The organism is Pseudomonas putida, from assembly GCF_026625125.1.
GTDB classification, from domain to species: domain Bacteria; phylum Pseudomonadota; class Gammaproteobacteria; order Pseudomonadales; family Pseudomonadaceae; genus Aquipseudomonas; species Aquipseudomonas putida_X.
In genome coordinates, this window is the sequence record NZ_CP113097.1 from 97926 (window position 1) to 115659 (window position 17734).

Consider the following 17734-nt stretch of genomic DNA (forward strand, 5'->3'; position numbering starts at 1 on the left):
GTCCAGCCTCTACAACTCAGCTTTTACAGCCTCTTTGGCATCGCCGCCGTCTTTGGTCGTGACGCCCGCCAACCAGCCTTCCAGCCATTGCGGATGCGCTTTGACCCACGCCTTGGCCGCGTCATCGAAACTCATCTTCTTATCCACAACCTCAGCCATGATGCTGTTTTCCATGTCCAGGGTGAATTTCAGGTTACCCAACAATTTTGCAGGGTTGGGGCAGGCCTGTGGATAACCTTTGCGGGTCAAGGTGTAGACCTCCCCCTTGCTGCCAAACCACTTTTCCCCGCCCGTCAGGTAATGCATCTTCAGTTTTACGTTCATCGGGTGCGGGGTCCAGCCCAGGAAAGTGATGTACTGGTTTTTCTTAACGGCGCGGTCCACCTGCGCCAGCATCGCTTGTTCACTCGATTCAACCAGCTTCCATTGGCCGAGGTTGAATTCATTCTTGTCGATGATCTCCTTCAGCGACAGATTGGCTGGCGCGCCCGAGCCGATTCCGTACAGCTTCTTGTCGAACTTATCGGCATGCTTTTGCAGGTCGGCGAAGTTTTTCACGCCGGCATTCCACACGTAATCGGGCACTGCCAGGGTGAACTCGGTGCCTTCGAGGTTGCGCGACAGCTGCTGCACGTCGCCATTGGCGATGAACTTGTCATGAAAGCCCTGCTGGGCCGGCATCCAATTGCCCAGAAAAGCATCGACCTTACCGTCCTTGAGGCCGCCGTAGATGATCGGCACCGCCAGGCTGTCGATCTTCACCTGGTAACCCAGGCTTTGCAGAAGCAAGCGGGCGATGGCATTGGTGGAGGCGATGTCGCTCCAGCCGGGGTCGGCCAACCTCACGGTGCTGCATTGTGCATCTTCGGCGTGAGCCGTAGCGGTGCCCAGGCTCAGGGCCAGGGCAAACACGATGGTGGAAAACTTCTGCATGGCGGCTTCTCTTCTCAATCCAGGGGTGCGGGCTGTGGATAACGTGCCTTGCGCTCGAGGTCGTCGAGATCGATGTGGTTGCGCATGTACTGTTGGCTGGCGTCCACCCGTGGTTGGTGGTCCCAGCTTTTCAGTGTGCCGATTGCCAGCGCTTCGGCCACCAGGCGGCGGCGCCGCTGGCTGGCCAGCACTTGCTGGCGCAGGCTGGGGATATCCCAGCGCTGGTGTGCTTCATCGACAAATGCCTGCAGCAGCGCCTGATGGTCCGGGCTGCCGGAGAGGTTCTCCCGCTCGTGCGGGTCGCGGCTCAGGTCATAGAGTAAACACGGGTCGTCTTCGCTGTACACGAACTTGTACGGGCCGCGGCGGATCATCATCAGGGGGCCGACGGTACCCTCGGCCATGTATTCGCCGATCACCTGGTCGTGGCCACCCTGCCCTTGCAAGTGGCCGAGCAGTGACTGCCCATCCAGATGCAGGCTTTTATCCACAGTACCGCCGGCAAGCTCGACCAGCGTCGGCAGCAGGTCGCAGGTCGATACCGAGGCACTGACCCGGGCAGGGGCGAAGCGCTTGGGTGCGTAGACCAGCAGCGGCACCCGCGCCGACATCTCGAACCAGTGCATCTTGTACCAGAGCCCGCGCTCGCCGAGCATGTCGCCGTGATCGCCGGAGAAAACGACCAAGGTGTCGTCCGCCAGGTTGCACTCCTCCAGTGTCTGCAGAAGCAGGCCGATGTTGTCGTCGATGTAGCTGCAGGCGCCGAAGTAGGCGCGACGTGCATCGCGGATCTTTTCCACAGGCAGGGGCTTGTTCCACAGGTCATAGACCTTGAGCAGGCGCTGTGAGTGGGGATCGAGCTCGCTTTGGCCTAATTCGGCGCGTGGCATGGGGATCTCCACACCCTCGTAGCGATCCCAGTAGCGCTTGGGGATGGTGTACGGGTCGTGGGGGTGAGTCATGGACACAGTCAGGCAGAACGGCCGACCATCGCTCTCGCGCACATGGTCGTAAAGGTACTGACGGGCCTTGAACACCACCTCTTCATCGAAATCCAACTGGTTGGTACGCACGCAGGGGCCGGCCTGCAATACCGAAGACATGTTGTGATACCAGCTTGGCCGCTCGTCCGGCGCGTCCCAATTCACTGCCCAGCCGTAGTCGGCAGGGTAGATGTCGCTGGTCAAGCGCTCTTCGTAGCCGTGCAACTGGTCCGGGCCGCAGAAATGCATCTTGCCCGACAGTGCGGTGCGGTAGCCAAGCCGGCGCAGGTAGTGGGCGTAGGTCGGGATATCGGCCGGGAAGTCGGCGGCGTTGTCGTAGGCGCCAATGCGGCTGGGCAGTTGGCCACTGACCAGGGTGAAGCGCGAGGGGGCGCACAGCGGGCTGTTGCAGTAGGCCGAATCGAACACCACCGCCTGATCGGCGAGCCGGCTCAGGTGGGGCATCTGGATCGGTGAGGGGCCATATATCGGCAAGATGGGGGCGGCCATCTGGTCGGCCATGATGAACAGGATATTCGGTCGCGTCATGGTTCGATTCCATCGTTGAAGGTTATGCGAACTGCTTGCCTATCAAGATGCGACTGTGGATAACATGGGTAAAGCCCATGACGGGCAATGACTGGGATTAGCTGCGCTTATGTTTGACCACCTCGCTGACCTGTCACTCGACGCGCTGCGCGTGTTCGAGGCCGCTGCCCGCTTGCGGGGTTTCACGGCGGCGGCTTTGGAGCTGGGCACTACCCAACCGGCGGTAAGCCAGCAGGTCAAACGACTGGAGGCTCAGCTGGGCACGCGCCTGTTTGACCGTATCTACCGCGGCATCGCGCTGACTGACGCCGGGCAGGTATTGTTCGAGCAGGTGCATCAAGCCCTGCAGGCCATGGATGACGGCGTTGCCCAAGCCAGCGGACGGGACCAGCGCGAAGTGTTGCAGGTGGCCACTGACTTCGCCTTCGCAGCGTTCTGGCTGATGCCTCGATTGCAGCGGTTCCACGAAGCTTATCCACAGGTGGACGTGAGCCTGGTGACCGGTGAGCGCAGCCAGGGGATGTTACGGCCGGACATCGATGTGGCGGTGTTATTTGGTGATGGGCGGTTCCACCAGGGCGAAAGCCGATGGCTGTTCGATGAAGAAGTATTCCCGGTCTGCAGCCCTCGGCTGACTCATGGCAAACCCTTGTCAGCTGTGGCTTTGCAACGATTGCCACTGCTTCATCTGCGTGGCGAGCAGGCCAGCCGCTGGTTCGACTGGGCCGGTGTGTTTCGTGGCTTTGGCGTTCAAAGCCCGCCGCCTCCAGGGCAGTTACGGTTCGATAACTACACGCTGTTGGTCCAGGCGGCAATTGCCGGACAAGGCGTGGCTATCGGCTGGCGGCATCTGGTCGATGGGCTGGTCGAGCAAGGGTTGTTGTGCCGGCCGCTGGAGGGTAGCTTGCGTTCGGCGCGGGGGTATTACGTGGTGCTGCCGCCGCGCAAGCGGCGTGGGGCGCTGATCGAGCGGTTTGTGGATTGGCTGGAAAGTGAGCGGACTCGGTGAATGAATGGGGCTGCTGCGCAGCCCACCGCCGGCAAGCCAACGCCTACAGGCCCATGGCGTGGCTTGAGCTAGTGCGTTACCTGTAGGCCCCTGGCGGCTTACGTCACGAAGTTCAGATGCTCGCCCCGATGCAGGTCCAGCTCGAGCATGTCGGCCATCCCCGCCGCCATTCGCTCCAGGTCCATCAGTGGCTGTGGCGCATTGATCAACGTCCAGTGCAAAGGGCTGCGTTGCAGTGCATCTACAACCTGGTCCACACACTCACGTTCTTCTTCGGTGTACTTGCCCGGCGCGTCCAGCACATCGAAATCGCCCACCAGCAGCACCCGGCGTATAGTCGTGCGAGAAAGGCCGGCGACCAACGCTTCGCTCATCCGCCCTTGCGCGGCAAGGTCACCGGATGCCAGCGCCGACAGCAGGGCAATCACCGCCGAGCCCCCCGCTGCGCCCTGCTCCGCCTGGTCGGCATCACCCAGCCCGCCTATCTTGAAATGCAGGCCCGGGCGCGGAGCATGGCGGTTGAGGTCATCGACCACGGCAGTGACTTCATGCTGACGTGACAGCAACTCGACCATCAGGGCACTGCCCAGGCGGCTTTCAGCCCCGAACAGCACCAGCTTGAACACTGGGGTTTCGGCATTTTTCACTGCATCGCTCCCTTCGCAGGTGGGTGATGGTTTGACCGCAATCAGGAGACATCGTGCAAAGGATCAAGGGCTATCACGCCCACGTTTATTACGACGCATCGACTATCGAGCAGGCTCGTGCGCTGTGCGAGGAGGCGGCGCGGCTGTTTCCCGTGACCATGGGGCGCATGCACGAGAAGCCGGTAGGGCCGCACCCGGACTGGAGCTGCCAGCTGGCGTTCGAGCCGCAGGTGTTGGCGGTGGTGTTGCCGTGGTTGGCGCTGTATCGCAAGGGGTTGGTGGTGTTTCTGCATCCGCTGACCGGGGATGAGCTGGCAGATCACCGTGATCATGCGATCTGGATGGGGGCTTTGCGACCTTTGAAGTTATCGGTTTTTGGCGGTTAGCGATGTGTCGGCTTCTTCGCGGACAGACCCGCGAAGAAGCCACTGGGATCAGTGTCGGGCGCCGCGCACACCTTCAGCCAGCGCAGAGCACAGGCTCAGCACATCGGCAACAGCCTGATCGGCATCTTTGGCCTGCGCGATCTTGTCGACCAGCGCCGACCCTACCACCACACCATCAGCCAGGCGCGCGATCGCTGCGGCCTGCTCTGGTGTACGAATGCCGAAGCCAACGCTGATCGGCAGGTCAGTGTGCCGACGCAGACGGGCGATGGCTTCGGTGACGTGCTCGGTGGTTGCCGAGCCGGCGCCGGTCACACCGGCCACTGATACGTAATAGACGAACCCGGAGCTGCGCTCCAGCACTCGTGGCAGGCGCGCATCGTCGGTGGTCGGGGTGGTCAGGCGAATGAAGTCGATGCCAGCGGCCTGGGCCGGCGTCGCGAGCTCGGCATCGTGCTCCGGCGGCAGGTCGACGATGATCAGGCCATCGACGCCTGCTTCTTTGGCTTGTGCAACGAACTGTTCTACACCAAAGCGGTGGATCGGGTTGTAGTACCCCATCAGCACGATCGGTGTGGCCTGGTTGTCGACGCGGAATTCACGCACCATCTTCAGCGTCTTGGCCAGGTTCTGGCCTGCTTCCAGCGCACGCAGCGTGGCCAGCTGAATGGCGACGCCATCGGCCATCGGGTCGGTGAACGGCATGCCCAGTTCGATCACATCGGCGCCGGCCGCCGGCAGGCCCTTGAGGATCTGCAGCGAGGCATCGTAGCCAGGGTCGCCGGCGGTGACGAAGGTGACCAGTGCAGAGCGGCCTTCGGCTTTCAGCTCGGCAAAGCGTTGTTCAAGACGGCTCATGCCTGTTTCTCCTGGGCGGCCATGTGGTTCATCACGGTTTGCATGTCTTTGTCGCCACGGCCTGACAGGCAGATGACCATCAGGTGATCCTTGGGCAGGCTCGGCGCGCGCTTGATCGCTTCGGCCAGGGCGTGCGAGCTTTCCAGGGCCGGGATGATGCCTTCCAGGCGGCAGGTAGCGTGGAACGCGTCGAGGGCCTCATCGTCAGTGATGCTGACGTACTCCACACGCTTCACTTCATGCAGGTAGGCATGTTCCGGGCCGATGCCTGGGTAGTCGAGGCCGGCCGAGATCGAGTGCGCGTCAGTGATCTGGCCGTCATCGTCCTGCAGCAGGTAGGTACGGTTGCCGTGCAGCACGCCGGGTACGCCGCCGTTGAGGCTGGCCGCATGCTTGTCGGTATCCACGCCATGGCCGCCGGCTTCCACGCCAATGATCTTGACGCTCTGTTCTTCGAGGAATTCGTGGAACAGGCCCATGGCATTGGAGCCACCGCCAACACAGGCAATCAGGCTGTCGGGCAGGCGGCCTTCCTTCTCTTGCAACTGGGCGCGGGTCTCTTTGCCGATGATCGACTGGAAGTCGCGGACCATTGCCGGGTACGGGTGTGGGCCGGCCACGGTACCGATCAGGTAGAAGGTGTCGTCGACGTTGGTGACCCAGTCGCGCAGGGCTTCGTTCATGGCGTCTTTGAGTGTGCCAGTGCCCGCTGTAACCGGGACGATCTCGGCGCCCAGCAGCTTCATGCGGAACACGTTGGCCTGCTGGCGCTCGATGTCGGTGGCGCCCATGTAGATTACGCAGGGCAGCCCGAAGCGTGCAGCGACGGTGGCAGTGGCCACGCCGTGCATGCCGGCGCCGGTTTCAGCGATCAGGCGTTTTTTGCCCATGCGCTTGGCCAGCAGCACTTGGCCGATGCAGTTGTTTACCTTGTGCGCGCCGGTGTGGTTGAGCTCTTCACGTTTGAAGAAAATCTTTGCGCCGCCGCAATGCTCGGTCAGGCGCTCGGCGAAATACAGCGGGTTGGGGCGGCCGATGTAGTCGCGCTGGAAGTAGGCCAGTTCTTCGAGGAACTTCGGGTCGGCCTTGGCGGCTTCATACTCGCGGGCCAGATCCAGCACCAGCGGCATCAGGGTTTCGGCCACGTAGCGGCCACCGAACGAGCCGAACAGGCCGTTGGCGTCGGGGCCGGGGCGGTATTGGGACTGGGTCATGGGGCGCTCCAGGGCGTAATGAATGAGTGATGGGCTTTACTCTAACCACGGCAAGCCCGGCTGAAAACCGATAAGATTGCGTAAACCTGTCAGGAAAACTCACACGTCAAATGGCCCACGACCTCCCTCCCCTCAACGCCCTGCGGGCCTTCGAATGCACCGCCAGGCTCAATAGCGTCAGCCAGGCTGCCGAGGCACTGCATGTCACTCATGGTGCTGTGAGCCGGCAGATCAAGGTGCTGGAGGAGCACTTGGGCGTGGCCTTGTTCGTCAAGGACGGCCGCGGCATCAAACTCACAGATGCCGGGGTCAGGCTACGTGATGCCAGTGGCGAAGCGTTCGACAGGCTGCGCAGCGTATGCGGCGAACTCAGCCGGGATGTCAGCGAGGCACCGTTCGTGCTGGGGTGCTCGGGAAGCCTGCTGGCGCGATGGTTCATTCCCCGGCTTGGGCGCCTGAACGCGGACCTGCCAGAGTTGCGCCTGCACCTGTCAGCGGGCGAAGGCGACCTTGACCCGCGCCGGCCGGGGCTCGATGCGCTGCTGGTGTATGCCGAACCCCCTTGGCCTGTGGATATGCAGGTACATGTCCTGGCCGAGGAGCGTATCGGGCCGGTGCTGAGCCCACTCTTTACCGGTTTCGAGCGGTTACGCAGTGCACCCGCTGTAGCGCTGCTGGACGAAGCCTTGTTGCATACCACCTCACGCCCGCAGGCGTGGCCGACCTGGGCCGAACAACAGGGGTTGGATCGGGCTGCGTTGCAGTATGGGCAGGCCTTCGAGCACTTGTATTACCTGCTGGAAGCGGCTGTGGCAGGGCTTGGCGTGGCTATCGCACCGCAGCCGTTAGTGGCGGATGACTTGCGTGCAGGGCGGCTCAGTGCACCGTGGGGCTTTTCCCCTACAGCAGCGGCACTGGCGCTGTGGGTGCCGCGGCGCGCCGCAGACGGGCGCGCCGAGCAACTGGCGCAGTGGCTGCGCCGTGAACTGGAGCGGCAGGCAGGTTAGTTGCGGCGGTACAGCAGGTAGGCCGCGAGCAGGCCGAGCGCGCCGATGGCTACACCAGCAGTGGTCACCGGGTGCTCTTGAGCGTAGTCACGGGTGGCGATACCGGTCTGGCGGGTGCGGGTTTTCACTTCCTCGTAAGCATCGCTAAGCAGGCTGCGCGAGTGCTTCAATGCGCTTTCGGCGTTGCTGCGGATTGCCTTCACGGACTTCTGTGACTCCTCCGAGGCATCATGTTTGAGGCTCTCCAGACTCTTCAGGAGGCTTTCGATCTCCGCTTCCATGCTTTCCAGGGATGTTTTACGCAGCGAATTGCGGTGCATGGTGACTCTCCTTTGCAGTATGGACTGTATGGATTGCGACTGCGCCCCGCGGCGAAAGTGCGATCGAACTTTCGCCAAGGCTGACGGCTCGCAGGTAAACCAGGCCTGCGCTGCTAGGCTCAATTCACTGTCACCCACGGAGAGCGCTCATGACCGATCATCACACTTACAAGAAGATCGAGCTGGTAGGTTCATCGACCACCAGCATCGAAGACGCCATCAACAATGCGTTGGCCGAAGCGGCCAAGAGCATCAAGCATCTGGAATGGTTCGAAGTGATCGACACCCGCGGCCACATCGAAGGCAACAAGGTGGCGCACTTTCAGGTCACGCTCAAAGTGGGCTTCCGCATCGCCAATAGTTGAAACAGTGGCGGGCTGGCTAAGGCCGGCGTGATAGCGTTATACAGACAAGGGCGCCTTTGCCGGCGCCCTTTGCCATTTTCATCTGCACAAGGAAAGCGAGTGATGAAGAAACTGATTCTGGCGGTGGGCCTGATGACGCTGGCGGGTGGCGCGCTGGCGGCGGGCAAGCCTTGCGAGGAGCTCAAGGCGGAGATTGCCGCGAAGCTGGATGCCAAGGGTGTGGAAGGTTACACACTGGAGATCGTCAGCAAGGGCGACCCTGCGGGCAAGGTGGTGGGGAGCTGTGAGGGTAGCACCAAGGAAATTGTCTACCGGCGTGGTTGAACGCTGGCCTAGCCGCCAGCAAGCCGGCCCCACAGCGTTGCCAACACCTCGCGGCTTTGGCGTGTGCTGTGGGCGCCGGTTAGCCGGCGATTTGGGATTACTCAGACCTCAAGGCTTGCGCCAACAATTCATACGACCTGATCCGGTCCTCATGCTCGTACAGGTCGCAGGTAAAGATCAGCTCATCCGCCCCGGTCTGCTCCAGTAGCACCTCGACCTTGGCCCTTACTTTCTGCGGGCTGCCGATCATCGCCAAGCCCAGGAAGCTACCCACCGCATCCCGCTCGTGCGGTAACCACAAGCCATCCATGCTCGGCACGGGCTTGCGCTGCATCAGGCTCTGGCCGCGTATCAAGGCAAGAATGCGCTGGTACACCGAGGTGGCCAGGAATTCGGCCTTGTCGTCGGTTTCGGCCACCACCATCGGAATGCCCAACATGACGTAGGGCTTGTCCAGCGTGGTAGAGGGTTTGAAATGGTCGCGGTAGATACGGATCGCCTCATGCATGTAGCGCGGCGCGAAGTGCGAGGCGAAGGCGTAGGGCATGCCGCGCATGCCGGCCAGCTGTGCGCTGAACAGGCTGGAGCCGAGCAGCCACATCGGCACCTCGGTGTCGTGCCCAGGGACGGCGATCACTTTTTGATCATCTGTGCGCGGGCCAAGGTAGCGCGACAATTCTTCGACATCGTCCGGGAAATCATCGGCGCTGCCCGAACGCTCGCGACGCAGGGCGCGTGCGGTCATCTGGTCGGAGCCCGGCGCACGGCCCAGCCCAAGGTCGATACGCCCTGGATAAAGGCTGGCCAACGTGCCGAACTGTTCGGCGATGACCAAGGGGGCATGGTTGGGCAGCATGACGCCACCGGAGCCGACACGGATGGTTGAAGTGCCCCCCGCCAAGTAGCCGATCAGTACGGAGGTCGCGGAGCTGGCGATGCCGTCCATGTTGTGGTGTTCAGCGACCCAGAAACGGTTATAGCCGAACCGCTCGACGTGCTGCGCCAGGTCCAGCGAATTGCGCAACGCTTGTGCAGGGCCCGAGTCGGCCCGCACAGGCACCAGATCGAGGGTGGAAATTTTCAGGTCACGCAGCTGCGTCATTCGAGCCTCCGCAAAAGTGATTGGCCGAAGGCCTTTCTAACTCTGTATGGGCACATTCGGAAGATTCAATGCTTGCGGTGCGATTGATCTGAACTTGCCGAAGGTGGGTGGCCTCTGAACCCATAGATACGTAACCGAGTGACCAGGAGGCATCATGAAAAAGACTGCATCGGCGATCTGGCAAGGTGGCCTGAAGGACGGCAAAGGCGTTATTTCGACTGAAAGCGGCGCCTTGAAGCAGAACCCTTATGGTTTCAACACCCGCTTCGAGGGCTCGCCCGGCACCAACCCAGAGGAGTTGATCGGCGCGGCTCATGCTGGCTGCTTCTCGATGGCGCTGTCGATGATGCTTGGCGAGGCGGGCCTGACCCCAGACCGTATCGATACGATCGCTGAGGTGACCTTGGACAAACAGCCCGACGGCTTTGCCATCACTGCTGTGCACCTGGTCCTCAAGGCCAAGGTGCCTGGTGCGAGCGAAGCCCAGTTCCTTGAGATTGCCAACAAGGCCAAAGCTGGCTGCCCGGTGTCCAAGGTGTTGAACGCGAAGATCAGCCTGGACGCCAGCTTGGTGGGCTAAGCGGCGCAACCGCTTCGGTTTGCTGTAGTCTAAACAGCACCGGCAGCCCAGCTGTCTAACCAGGAGCAGTGCCATGAAACGCGTCGTAAGCGCCGTGTTGGCGTCTCTGCTAGCCACTTCTGCCTCGGCGGCGGTCAAGCCGTGCGAGGAACTGAAGGCCGAGATCGAAGCCAAGATCCAGGCTCAGGGTGTGCCGTCGTACACGCTGGAGATCGTGCCCAATGCTGAGGTCAAGGATCAGAATATGATCGTCGGCAGCTGTGACGGCGGGACCAAAAAGATCATTTATCAGAAGAACGGATGATCACCGATGGAAACCGGGGCTGGACAGCAGCCCCGGGTTTCAGGGAATGCAGAACACATTGCTGGGCTCGTCGACCACCACGGTGCGGCTGGCGTCATACAAGAGCACTTGCGGTTCCATTACCGGTGCCCGCGCCTCCAGACGGTAACGTTCGCCTGCCTTGAAATCGTCGAAGCGCACGGTCAGGTAACACGTCCGATCCCTGGGCTGGCTCATCATGCCGCCCCCGTAAATTTCATAATCGAAGCGCACCACCAGTTCGTGCTTGCCAGGTGTGACCTGGAAGTAACGGCCGTCCTCAAGGCGCTTGCCATCGAGCTTATCCGCCATGATGACTCGGCCGGGCGTGATGGTGTAGAGGTCGACCCAGGCTTGCTTAGGGTCTACGGGGGGCAAGGGGCTGGCGCATGCCCCCAATGCACTGAGGGCCATCAGCATCATGGGCTGGCGCATGGTGAAAATCCCACTTGCGATTCACAAGTTACAAGCATAGCGCCGTTTGCAGGCTTCAGGTGCGTTGACAGCCCGCCGGCAGGCCTTGGCCGACCAGTTTTTGCTGGTGGTCATAGAGCTTGATCCAGGGCCGGAAGCCTATGCTGCCTGCCTGCAGGCTATAACGCTGGCCGGCGCTGAAGTCCTTGAAGGTCAAGTTGAGCTGGCAGTCGCGCCACAACGGTGCCTCAACGGGGCCGATATTGCTGGGTGTGACCGGGAACTGGTAGCGCACGGTCAGCTCGTGGCTACCGGGCTGGACCTCGAAATAGCGGGTGTCAGCCCAATCGCGCTCATCCACCTGCACCGCGTGCAGCGAACTCTCGTCATGTGGGGTGAGGTCGATCCACGCTTGGTTCGGGTCCGGGTCTGGCAGGGTCGAACAGGCAGACGTCAGCAACAATGAGCCGGCGACGAACAGTGCACGCATGGCGAAACTCCCCCTTGGCGAGATAGTCTTGGAGTGCATCGGCCGTGAGCGAATGGATAGTCCAAGATGGTCTGGTTTTTTCTTTTGAAGCGCTCAGGCCCTGGGCCACTCGACCGCGTTTTCAGCACTTTGGTTCCAGTGCTGGGCGCCTTTCTGCTGAGTGGTTGCAGCAGCCTTGCCTATTACGGGCAGTTGGCCGATGGTCAATGGCAGCTGTTGCGTGCACGTCAGCCGGTGGAGCAGGTACTCGCCGATCCGGCCAGCAGCCCGCAGTTGCGGGCCCGCCTGCAACACGCCGAGCAGGCGCGGCTGTTCGCCAGCAAGCAACTGGGCCTGCCGGACAACGGTAGCTACCGGGTGTATGCCGACCTCGGGCGGCCCTATGTGGTGTGGAATGTGTTCGCTACGCCTGAGCTCTCGCTGCAGCCGGTGACGCACTGTTTCCCTGTGGCCGGTTGCGTCGCCTACCGCGGTTATTACCAACAGGGTGCAGCCCGCGGCGCGGCGGCGGTGATGCGCCAGGCGGGCATGGATGTCTATGTGGCCGGTGTCGAAGCTTATTCGACGCTTGGCTGGTTCGACGACCCGATCCTGTCGTCGATGGTCGGCTGGGGCGATGAGCGCCTGGCCGCGTTGATCTTCCACGAACTGGCGCATCAGCGCGTGTACGTGCAGGACGACACGGCGTTCAACGAGTCCTTCGCCACGTTCGTCGAGCACGAAGGATCGCGGCAATGGCGCGCCGCCCGTGGGCTTGAAGCGAATCAGGGTGAGCAGAGCCTGCAGCGTGACCAGTTCATACGGCTGATTCTGGCCAGTCGCGAGCGGCTGCAGGCGATCTATGCCGGGCCGCTGGATGACACCCACAAACGTGCGGCCAAGCAGGCAGAGTTCGAGCGCTTGAGGCGGGAGTATCGCCAGGTGCGAGATAGCCAGTGGGCTGGGGACAAGCGCTATGACGCCTGGATGTATGGGCCGATGAGCAATGCCAAGCTGTTGCCGTTCGGGCTGTATGACCAATGGGTGCCAGCGTTTGCGGCGGTGTTCCGTGAGGTTGGGGGGGATTGGGCCCGGTTTTACGAGAAGGTAGAAGCGCTGGGACGGTTGCCGGGCGAACAGCGCAAGGCGATGTTGGCTCGATTGGTGGCGGGTCAGTGAACGCTGGGGGGCCGCTATGCGGCCCATCGCCGGCAAGCCGGCTAGCTACGCGCGCGCTCAGGCCTTGATGAACGCCTGATGCATCTCAGCCAAGGTGGCGTAGTGAAACTCAGGCGTGTGGGCCTTCAATTCTTCGTCGCTGCCAAACCCGTAGCCCACTGCCACTGCCTGCACCCCATTGCTGCGCGCCCCGATCAGGTCGTGCTTGCGATCGCCGATCATCAGGGTCTGCGCCGGGTCCAGTCCTTCCTCGTCCAGCAGGTGGCGAATCAGCTCGACCTTGTTGGTGCGGGTGCCGTCCAGTTCGCTGCCGTAAATCACCTTGAAGTGATGATCGAAGGCAAAGTGCCTGGCGATCTCACGGGCGAACTCCCAAGGCTTGGACGTTGCGATGTACAGCGTACGGCCCTGACGGTTCAGGTCCTGGAGCAGTTCCGGCACGCCTTCGAAGACCAGGTTTTCGTAGAGGCCGGTGACCCGGAAGCGCTCCCGGTAAAAATTCACCGCCTCCCACGCCTTGGCTTCATCGAAGCTGTAGAACTGCATGAAGGCCTGCAGCAGGGGTGGGCCGATGAAGTGCTCGAGCCGCGTCAGGTCTGGCTCGTCGATGCCCAGTTTGGCCAGGGCGTACTGGATCGAACGGGTGATGCCCAGGCGCGGGTCGGTCAGGGTGCCGTCAAGGTCGAAAAGGATATTCTGCTGGTGCATGGTGGTCTCGGTGGTCAGGTTCATTCCGGGCGGTCGTAGCCTTCGGCCAGGTGCTGGTCCTTGAGCTTCACGTAGTTACCGGCGCTATACGGGAAAAAGGCACGTTCCTTGTCGGTCAGTGGCCGTGCCTGCTTTACCGGGCTGCCCACGTACAGGTAGCCGCTCTCCAGGCGCTTGCCCGGCGGCACCAGGCTACCGGCGCCGATGATCACCTCGTCTTCGACGATGGCGCCATCCATGATCGTGCTGCCCATGCCGACCAGAATGCGGTTGCCCAGGGTACAGCCATGCAGCATGACTTTGTGGCCGATGGTCACTTCGTCGCCGATGATCAGCGGGAAGCCGTCCGGGTTGAACGGGCCGGCGTGGGTAATGTGCAGCACACTGGCGTCCTGCACGCTGGTCCTTGCACCGATGCGGATGCGGTGCATGTCGCCGCGAATCACCGTCAACGGCCAAACAGAGCTGTCTTCACCGATTTCCACATCGCCCAGCACTACCGCCGAGCGGTCGACGAAGGCCCGTGGCCCAACTTTCGGAGTGTGTTGCTGGAAGCTACGAATGGCCATGATAGGGTCTCTCATCTGTGCCGATAGGCAGGCTGCCTGCTGCGGTCGGCGTCGATTGTAATTAAGATGGGGCAGTGTTTCTTCTGCCAAGGTAGCCAAACCGTGAGTGCGAACAACCCGCTTCTGCAGTCTTATGATCTGCCGCCCTTCTCGGCGATCCGTGCCGAACACGTGCTGCCGGCGATCGAAGAGATCCTGGCCGATAACCGTAAAGCCATTGCCCAGATCCTCGAAAAGCAAGGCAAGAACCCCACCTGGGCCGGCCTGGTGCTGGCCATGGACGAGCTCAACGACCGCCTGGGCGCTGCCTGGAGCCCGGTCAGCCACCTCAATGCGGTGTGCAACAGCAAAGAGCTGCGTGAGGCCTACGAGTCCTGCCTGCCGGCGCTCAGTGCCTACTCTACCGAACTGGGCCAGAACCGCGCGCTGTTCGAGGCCTATGAGGCTCTGGTCAACAGCCCTGAGGCCGCCGGTTTCGATGTGGCGCAAAAAACCATCCTCGAGCATGCACTGCGCGACTTCCGTCTGTCGGGCATCGACCTGCCACCTGCCCAGCAGCAGCGTTACGCCGAAGTGCAGAGCAAGCTCAGCGAATTGGGCAGCCGCTTCTCCAACCAACTGCTCGACGCCACCCAGGCCTGGACCAAGCACGTTACCGACGAAGCCGCGCTTGCCGGCCTGACCGATTCGGCCAAGGCGCAGATGGCGGCAGCCGCCCAGGCCAAAGGCCTCGATGGCTGGCTGATCACCCTGGAATTCCCCAGCTACTATGCGGTGATGACCTACGCCAGTGACCGCGCCCTGCGTGAAGAGCTGTACGCCGCCTACTGCACGCGCGCCTCTGACCAGGGCCCGAATGCCGGCCAGTTCGACAACGGCCCGGTGATGCGCGAGATCCTCGACCTGCGCCAGGAACTGGCCGGGCTGCTGGGCTACAAGAACTACGCCGAGCTGAGCCTGGCCACCAAGATGGCTGAGTCCAGCGACCAGGTGCTGAGCTTCCTGCGCGACCTGGCCAAGCGTTCCAAGCCGTTCGCCGTGCAGGATCTGGAGCAACTCAAGGCCTATGCCGCCGAGCAAGGTTGCCCCGAGCTGGCTAGCTGGGACGCCGGCTACTTCGGTGAAAAGCTGCGCGAGCAGCGCTACAGCGTGTCCCAGGAAACCTTGCGCGCCTACTTCCCGATCGACAAGGTACTGTCCGGCCTGTTCAGCATCGTCCAGCGCCTGTACGGCATCGAAATCGCCGAGCTCAAAGGCTTTGATACCTGGCACCCGGACGTACGCCTGTTCGAGATCAAGGAAAACGGCCAGCACGTCGGCCGCTTCTTCTTCGACCTCTATGCCCGCGCCAACAAGCGTGGCGGTGCCTGGATGGATGGTGCCCGCGACCGCCGCCGTACCGCGGGTGGTGAGCTGCAAAGCCCGGTGGCCAACCTGGTGTGCAACTTCACGCCCGCTGCGCCGGGCAAGCCTGCGTTGCTGACCCACGATGAAGTGACAACCCTGTTCCACGAATTCGGCCACGGCCTGCACCACCTGCTGACCCGTATCGAGCATGCTGGCGTGTCGGGCATCAATGGCGTGGCTTGGGATGCAGTCGAGTTGCCGAGCCAGTTCATGGAAAACTGGTGCTGGGAGCCGGAAGGCCTTGCACTGATCTCCGGCCATTACGAAACGGGGGCTGCCCTGCCCCAGGACCTGCTGGACAAGATGCTGGCGGCGAAGAACTTCCAGTCCGGCATGATGATGGTGCGCCAGCTGGAGTTCTCGTTGTTCGACTTCGAGCTGCACGCCAGCCACGGCGATGGCCGCAGTGTGCTGCAGGTGCTTGAAGGCGTGCGCGACGAGGTGACGGTCATGCGCCCACCGGCGTACAACCGCTTCCCGAACAGCTTTGCGCACATCTTCGCTGGTGGTTACGCGGCGGGCTACTACAGCTACAAATGGGCCGAAGTACTGTCGGCTGATGCCTTCTCACGGTTCGAGGAAGAAGGCGTGCTCAACGCCGAGACAGGCCGCGCCTTCCGCGAGGCCATTCTGGCCCGAGGCGGCTCGCGCGAGCCGATGGTGCTGTTCGTCGACTTCCGTGGCCGTGAGCCTTCCATTGATGCATTGCTGCGCCACTGTGGGCTGAGCGAGGACGCGGCGGCATGAGCGAGGTAGCTGTGAACAAGACCAAGAAGCGCTTCATCGCCGGGGCGGTCTGCCCGGCGTGCAGCGAGCCGGACAAGTTGATGATGTGGAGCGAAGACGACGTGCCGCACCGAGAGTGCGTGGCCTGCGGCTTCACCGACACCTTGAATGAACAGGGGCTGTCGGTACCCAAGGAGCTGGGGACGCGGGTCAACCACTTGGCGCCCAAGGCGGCGCCGGCCAAGGTACAGACGGTGCAGTTCTTCCCCAATCCCAAGCTGAAGAAACCAGCTGACTAAGGCCCGCCCGCCTGTGTCGGGGTGGTAGAAGATCATGGCTCTACCGCTCCGCCAGGCAGGCATGCTCGCCCATGAGGCAGGCAATATTGGCCGCACCCCAAGCCATGCCATCTACCTGAGTTGGCACGGGCTGGCCTGACCAGAGGTGCTGGCAAGTTGAGCCCTGCCCCTATACTGTTCATTCATACAGTATAGGGCTTGGCGATGAATCTTCCAGCACCACCCAAAGGCCGTGGGACGGCTCACAATCCGCACAACCGCTTCGCTCCGAGCCATTCGGTGGCGGAGGATGACGGCTGGTACCTTGAGGTTCCACTTACCCAAGGCACCGAGGTGCGGGTTGAAACCGCCAAGACGATCATCAGCCGCAACACGTCACCCGACCTGCCCTTCGATCGCTCCATCAATCCCTATCGAGGCTGCGAGCATGGTTGCATCTACTGCTATGCCAGGCCCTCGCACGCCTATTGGGACTTGTCCCCAGGGTTGGATTTCGAAACCAAACTGATCGCCAAGACCAACGCTGCCGAGGTACTTGCCGAGCAGCTGAGCAAGCCTGGCTATGTGTGCGCCCCCATCAACCTGGGTGCCAACACAGACCCCTACCAGCCGATCGAACGTGAGCACCAATTGACCCGGCGCTTGCTGGAAGTGCTGTTACGTTTTCGCCACCCGGTGACCATCGTCACCAAAGGTTCGCTGATATTGCGTGACCTCGATTTGCTGGCCGAAATGGCCAGCCAGCGGTTGGTGCGGGTGATGATCAGCCTGACCACACTGGACGATGGCCTCAAGCGGGTGCTCGAACCGCGTGCGGCCTCGCCCAAGGCCAGGCTGCGGGCAATCCGGGTGCTGCGCGAGGCGGGTGTACCGGTGGGCGTGTTGTGTTCGCCGATGATTCCCATGATCAACGACAGCGAACTGGAGCACCTTTTGCAAGCCGCCAAGGAGGCTGGTGCGCAGAGCGCAGCCTACATGATGCTGCGCCTGCCCCTGGAAGTGGCACCGCTGTTCGAGCAATGGCTGCAGGACCACTACCCGCAGCGCGCCAGCCATGTGTTGAGCCTGATTCGCCAGAGCCGGGGTGGCGAGCTGTATGACAGCCGCTTTGGCGCGCGCATGCGTGGTGAGGGCGTTTTCGCAGAGCTGCTGGCACAACGCTTTGCCAAGGCCATGCGCAAGCTGGGTTTGGAGGGGCGGCAGGGGCAAATGCTGGATTGCTCGGCGTTCTGTCCGCCCGGTGGGCAAATGGCATTGTTTTGACCCTCAATGGGACTAATCCAAGCACATAATCTTATTCGGAGGTCTTGGCATTTGATGTGTTTTTGCTATTATCCAATTCCCGCCTTATCTATCTGGAACAC

22 protein-coding genes are annotated in these 17734 nt (G+C 62.0%); 11 read left to right on the forward strand and 11 right to left on the reverse strand.

Features of this window, described 5'->3' with window-relative positions; genetic code table 11:
* Window positions 1-9: 9 nt before the first annotated feature.
* Both choX and betC read right to left on the reverse strand, forming a co-directional pair.
* The gene (gene choX, locus OSW16_RS00455) at window positions 10-933 is read right to left on the reverse strand and encodes a choline ABC transporter substrate-binding protein (protein WP_267819940.1); all 924 of its coding nucleotides are present in this window, start codon (window positions 931-933) and stop codon (window positions 10-12) included.
* Window positions 934-947: 14 nt separating this feature from the next.
* The gene (gene betC / locus OSW16_RS00460; protein WP_267819942.1) at window positions 948-2465 is read right to left on the reverse strand and encodes a choline-sulfatase; all 1518 of its coding nucleotides are present in this window, start codon (window positions 2463-2465) and stop codon (window positions 948-950) included.
* A gap of 109 nt (window positions 2466-2574) precedes the next feature.
* Here betC and OSW16_RS00465 point away from each other — a divergent pair, with 109 nt between their 5' ends.
* A complete protein-coding gene (locus tag OSW16_RS00465; protein ID WP_241806678.1) occupies window positions 2575-3474 on the forward strand; it encodes a choline sulfate utilization transcriptional regulator in 900 nt (299 codons plus the stop codon).
* Window positions 3475-3572: 98 nt separating this feature from the next.
* On the opposite strand, the gene OSW16_RS00470 is transcribed toward OSW16_RS00465, so the two are convergent.
* Entirely contained in the window at window positions 3573-4121 is a 549-nt protein-coding gene (locus tag OSW16_RS00470; protein WP_267819945.1) for an NAD(P)-dependent oxidoreductase, read from the reverse strand.
* Window positions 4122-4174: 53 nt separating this feature from the next.
* Here OSW16_RS00470 and OSW16_RS00475 point away from each other — a divergent pair, with 53 nt between their 5' ends.
* Complete coding sequence (locus tag OSW16_RS00475; RefSeq protein WP_267819947.1) at window positions 4175-4507, forward strand: DOPA 4,5-dioxygenase family protein; 333 nt, start codon at window positions 4175-4177, stop codon at window positions 4505-4507.
* 48 nt (window positions 4508-4555) lie between these two features.
* Here the strand turns inward: OSW16_RS00475 and trpA are convergent, their stop codons facing one another.
* Window positions 4556-5365: a tryptophan synthase subunit alpha gene (gene trpA, locus OSW16_RS00480; protein WP_267819949.1), complete on the reverse strand. Its 810-nt coding sequence runs from the start codon at window positions 5363-5365 to the stop codon at window positions 4556-4558.
* On the reverse strand, window positions 5362-6579 hold the full coding sequence (gene trpB / locus OSW16_RS00485) for a tryptophan synthase subunit beta (protein WP_241806682.1): 1218 nt from the start codon (window positions 6577-6579) through the stop codon (window positions 5362-5364). Before trpB ends, trpA begins: the two co-directional genes overlap by 4 nt.
* 110 nt (window positions 6580-6689) lie before the next feature.
* Here trpB and OSW16_RS00490 point away from each other — a divergent pair, with 110 nt between their 5' ends.
* On the forward strand, window positions 6690-7586 hold the full coding sequence (locus tag OSW16_RS00490; protein ID WP_267819951.1) for a LysR family transcriptional regulator: 897 nt from the start codon (window positions 6690-6692) through the stop codon (window positions 7584-7586).
* Here the strand turns inward: OSW16_RS00490 and OSW16_RS00495 are convergent.
* The gene (locus tag OSW16_RS00495) at window positions 7583-7906 is read right to left on the reverse strand and encodes a DUF883 family protein (protein WP_012312055.1); all 324 of its coding nucleotides are present in this window, start codon (window positions 7904-7906) and stop codon (window positions 7583-7585) included. The genes OSW16_RS00490 and OSW16_RS00495 overlap by 4 nt on opposite strands.
* Before the next feature lie 149 nt (window positions 7907-8055).
* Between OSW16_RS00495 and OSW16_RS00500 the strand changes: the two genes are divergently transcribed.
* Both OSW16_RS00500 and OSW16_RS00505 read left to right on the forward strand, forming a co-directional pair.
* The gene (locus OSW16_RS00500; protein ID WP_241806684.1) at window positions 8056-8271 is read left to right on the forward strand and encodes a dodecin; all 216 of its coding nucleotides are present in this window, start codon (window positions 8056-8058) and stop codon (window positions 8269-8271) included.
* 102 nt (window positions 8272-8373) lie between these two features.
* Window positions 8374-8595 carry a DUF1161 domain-containing protein gene (locus OSW16_RS00505; RefSeq protein WP_267819954.1) on the forward strand — a complete coding sequence of 74 codons (222 nt, stop codon included), beginning with the start codon at window positions 8374-8376 and terminating at the stop codon, window positions 8593-8595.
* Between the two features lie 97 nt (window positions 8596-8692).
* Here the strand turns inward: OSW16_RS00505 and OSW16_RS00510 are convergent, their stop codons facing one another.
* Window positions 8693-9697: an LLM class flavin-dependent oxidoreductase gene (locus OSW16_RS00510; RefSeq protein WP_267819956.1), complete on the reverse strand. Its 1005-nt coding sequence runs from the start codon at window positions 9695-9697 to the stop codon at window positions 8693-8695.
* A 154-nt stretch (window positions 9698-9851) separates the two neighbouring features.
* Between OSW16_RS00510 and OSW16_RS00515 the strand changes: the two genes are divergently transcribed.
* Together OSW16_RS00515 and OSW16_RS00520 are read left to right on the forward strand one after the other, a co-directional pair.
* Complete coding sequence (locus OSW16_RS00515; protein ID WP_241806687.1) at window positions 9852-10277, forward strand: OsmC family protein; 426 nt, start codon at window positions 9852-9854, stop codon at window positions 10275-10277.
* Window positions 10278-10350: 73 nt separating this feature from the next.
* Complete coding sequence (locus OSW16_RS00520; RefSeq protein WP_267819959.1) at window positions 10351-10581, forward strand: DUF1161 domain-containing protein; 231 nt, start codon at window positions 10351-10353, stop codon at window positions 10579-10581.
* A gap of 39 nt (window positions 10582-10620) precedes the next feature.
* Here OSW16_RS00520 and OSW16_RS00525 read toward each other — a convergent pair whose 3' ends face one another.
* A complete protein-coding gene (locus OSW16_RS00525; protein WP_267819961.1) occupies window positions 10621-11034 on the reverse strand; it encodes a hypothetical protein in 414 nt (137 codons plus the stop codon).
* 55 nt (window positions 11035-11089) lie between these two features.
* A complete protein-coding gene (locus tag OSW16_RS00530) occupies window positions 11090-11503 on the reverse strand; it encodes a hypothetical protein (protein ID WP_267819963.1) in 414 nt (137 codons plus the stop codon).
* A gap of 84 nt (window positions 11504-11587) precedes the next feature.
* On the opposite strand from OSW16_RS00530, the gene OSW16_RS00535 reads away from it, so the two are divergent.
* Window positions 11588-12661: an aminopeptidase gene (locus OSW16_RS00535; protein ID WP_267824145.1), complete on the forward strand. Its 1074-nt coding sequence runs from the start codon at window positions 11588-11590 to the stop codon at window positions 12659-12661.
* Window positions 12662-12718: 57 nt separating this feature from the next.
* Here OSW16_RS00535 and OSW16_RS00540 read toward each other — a convergent pair whose 3' ends face one another.
* Together OSW16_RS00540 and OSW16_RS00545 are read right to left on the reverse strand one after the other, a co-directional pair.
* Entirely contained in the window at window positions 12719-13369 is a 651-nt protein-coding gene (locus OSW16_RS00540; RefSeq protein WP_267824147.1) for an HAD family hydrolase, read from the reverse strand.
* Between the two features lie 20 nt (window positions 13370-13389).
* Complete coding sequence (locus OSW16_RS00545) at window positions 13390-13938, reverse strand: gamma carbonic anhydrase family protein (RefSeq protein ID WP_039603776.1); 549 nt, start codon at window positions 13936-13938, stop codon at window positions 13390-13392.
* 66 nt (window positions 13939-14004) lie between these two features.
* On the opposite strand from OSW16_RS00545, the gene prlC reads away from it, so the two are divergent.
* The 3 genes from prlC to OSW16_RS00560 all read left to right on the forward strand — a co-directional run bounded on the left by prlC (window position 14005) and on the right by OSW16_RS00560 (window position 17633).
* A complete protein-coding gene (prlC, locus tag OSW16_RS00550; RefSeq protein ID WP_241806691.1) occupies window positions 14005-16092 on the forward strand; it encodes an oligopeptidase A in 2088 nt (695 codons plus the stop codon).
* Window positions 16089-16370, forward strand: a complete 282-nt coding sequence (locus OSW16_RS00555) for a YheV family putative zinc ribbon protein (RefSeq protein ID WP_012312067.1) — start codon at window positions 16089-16091, stop codon at window positions 16368-16370. Before prlC ends, OSW16_RS00555 begins: the two co-directional genes overlap by 4 nt.
* A gap of 204 nt (window positions 16371-16574) precedes the next feature.
* Window positions 16575-17633, forward strand: coding sequence for a PA0069 family radical SAM protein (locus OSW16_RS00560; protein ID WP_267819968.1), 1059 nt, complete (start codon window positions 16575-16577; stop codon window positions 17631-17633).
* The last annotated feature ends 101 nt before the right edge of the window (window positions 17634-17734 follow it).

Excerpts from the sequence above, each read along its gene's own strand:
- OSW16_RS00515 (WP_241806687.1), top strand. The coding sequence starts at position 9,852 with ATGAAAAAGACTGCATCGGCGATCTGGCAAGGTGGCCTGAAGGACGGC.
- OSW16_RS00490 (WP_267819951.1), top strand. The coding sequence starts at position 6,690 with ATGGCCCACGACCTCCCTCCCCTCAACGCCCTGCGGGCCTTCGAATGC.
- OSW16_RS00505 (WP_267819954.1), top strand. The coding sequence starts at position 8,374 with ATGAAGAAACTGATTCTGGCGGTGGGCCTGATGACGCTGGCGGGTGGC.
- OSW16_RS00500 (WP_241806684.1), top strand. The coding sequence starts at position 8,056 with ATGACCGATCATCACACTTACAAGAAGATCGAGCTGGTAGGTTCATCG.
- trpB (WP_241806682.1), bottom strand. The coding sequence starts at position 6,579 with ATGACCCAGTCCCAATACCGCCCCGGCCCCGACGCCAACGGCCTGTTC.
- OSW16_RS00560 (WP_267819968.1), top strand. The coding sequence starts at position 16,575 with ATGAATCTTCCAGCACCACCCAAAGGCCGTGGGACGGCTCACAATCCG.
- betC (WP_267819942.1), bottom strand. The coding sequence starts at position 2,465 with ATGACGCGACCGAATATCCTGTTCATCATGGCCGACCAGATGGCCGCC.
- OSW16_RS00495 (WP_012312055.1), bottom strand. The coding sequence starts at position 7,906 with ATGCACCGCAATTCGCTGCGTAAAACATCCCTGGAAAGCATGGAAGCG.
- OSW16_RS00465 (WP_241806678.1), top strand. The coding sequence starts at position 2,575 with ATGTTTGACCACCTCGCTGACCTGTCACTCGACGCGCTGCGCGTGTTC.
- OSW16_RS00540 (WP_267824147.1), bottom strand. The coding sequence starts at position 13,369 with ATGCACCAGCAGAATATCCTTTTCGACCTTGACGGCACCCTGACCGAC.
- OSW16_RS00510 (WP_267819956.1), bottom strand. The coding sequence starts at position 9,697 with ATGACGCAGCTGCGTGACCTGAAAATTTCCACCCTCGATCTGGTGCCT.
- OSW16_RS00520 (WP_267819959.1), top strand. The coding sequence starts at position 10,351 with ATGAAACGCGTCGTAAGCGCCGTGTTGGCGTCTCTGCTAGCCACTTCT.
- choX (WP_267819940.1), bottom strand. The coding sequence starts at position 933 with ATGCAGAAGTTTTCCACCATCGTGTTTGCCCTGGCCCTGAGCCTGGGC.
- OSW16_RS00545 (WP_039603776.1), bottom strand. The coding sequence starts at position 13,938 with ATGGCCATTCGTAGCTTCCAGCAACACACTCCGAAAGTTGGGCCACGG.
- trpA (WP_267819949.1), bottom strand. The coding sequence starts at position 5,365 with ATGAGCCGTCTTGAACAACGCTTTGCCGAGCTGAAAGCCGAAGGCCGC.
- OSW16_RS00555 (WP_012312067.1), top strand. The coding sequence starts at position 16,089 with ATGAGCGAGGTAGCTGTGAACAAGACCAAGAAGCGCTTCATCGCCGGG.
- prlC (WP_241806691.1), top strand. The coding sequence starts at position 14,005 with ATGGGGCAGTGTTTCTTCTGCCAAGGTAGCCAAACCGTGAGTGCGAAC.
- OSW16_RS00525 (WP_267819961.1), bottom strand. The coding sequence starts at position 11,034 with ATGCGCCAGCCCATGATGCTGATGGCCCTCAGTGCATTGGGGGCATGC.
- OSW16_RS00530 (WP_267819963.1), bottom strand. The coding sequence starts at position 11,503 with ATGCGTGCACTGTTCGTCGCCGGCTCATTGTTGCTGACGTCTGCCTGT.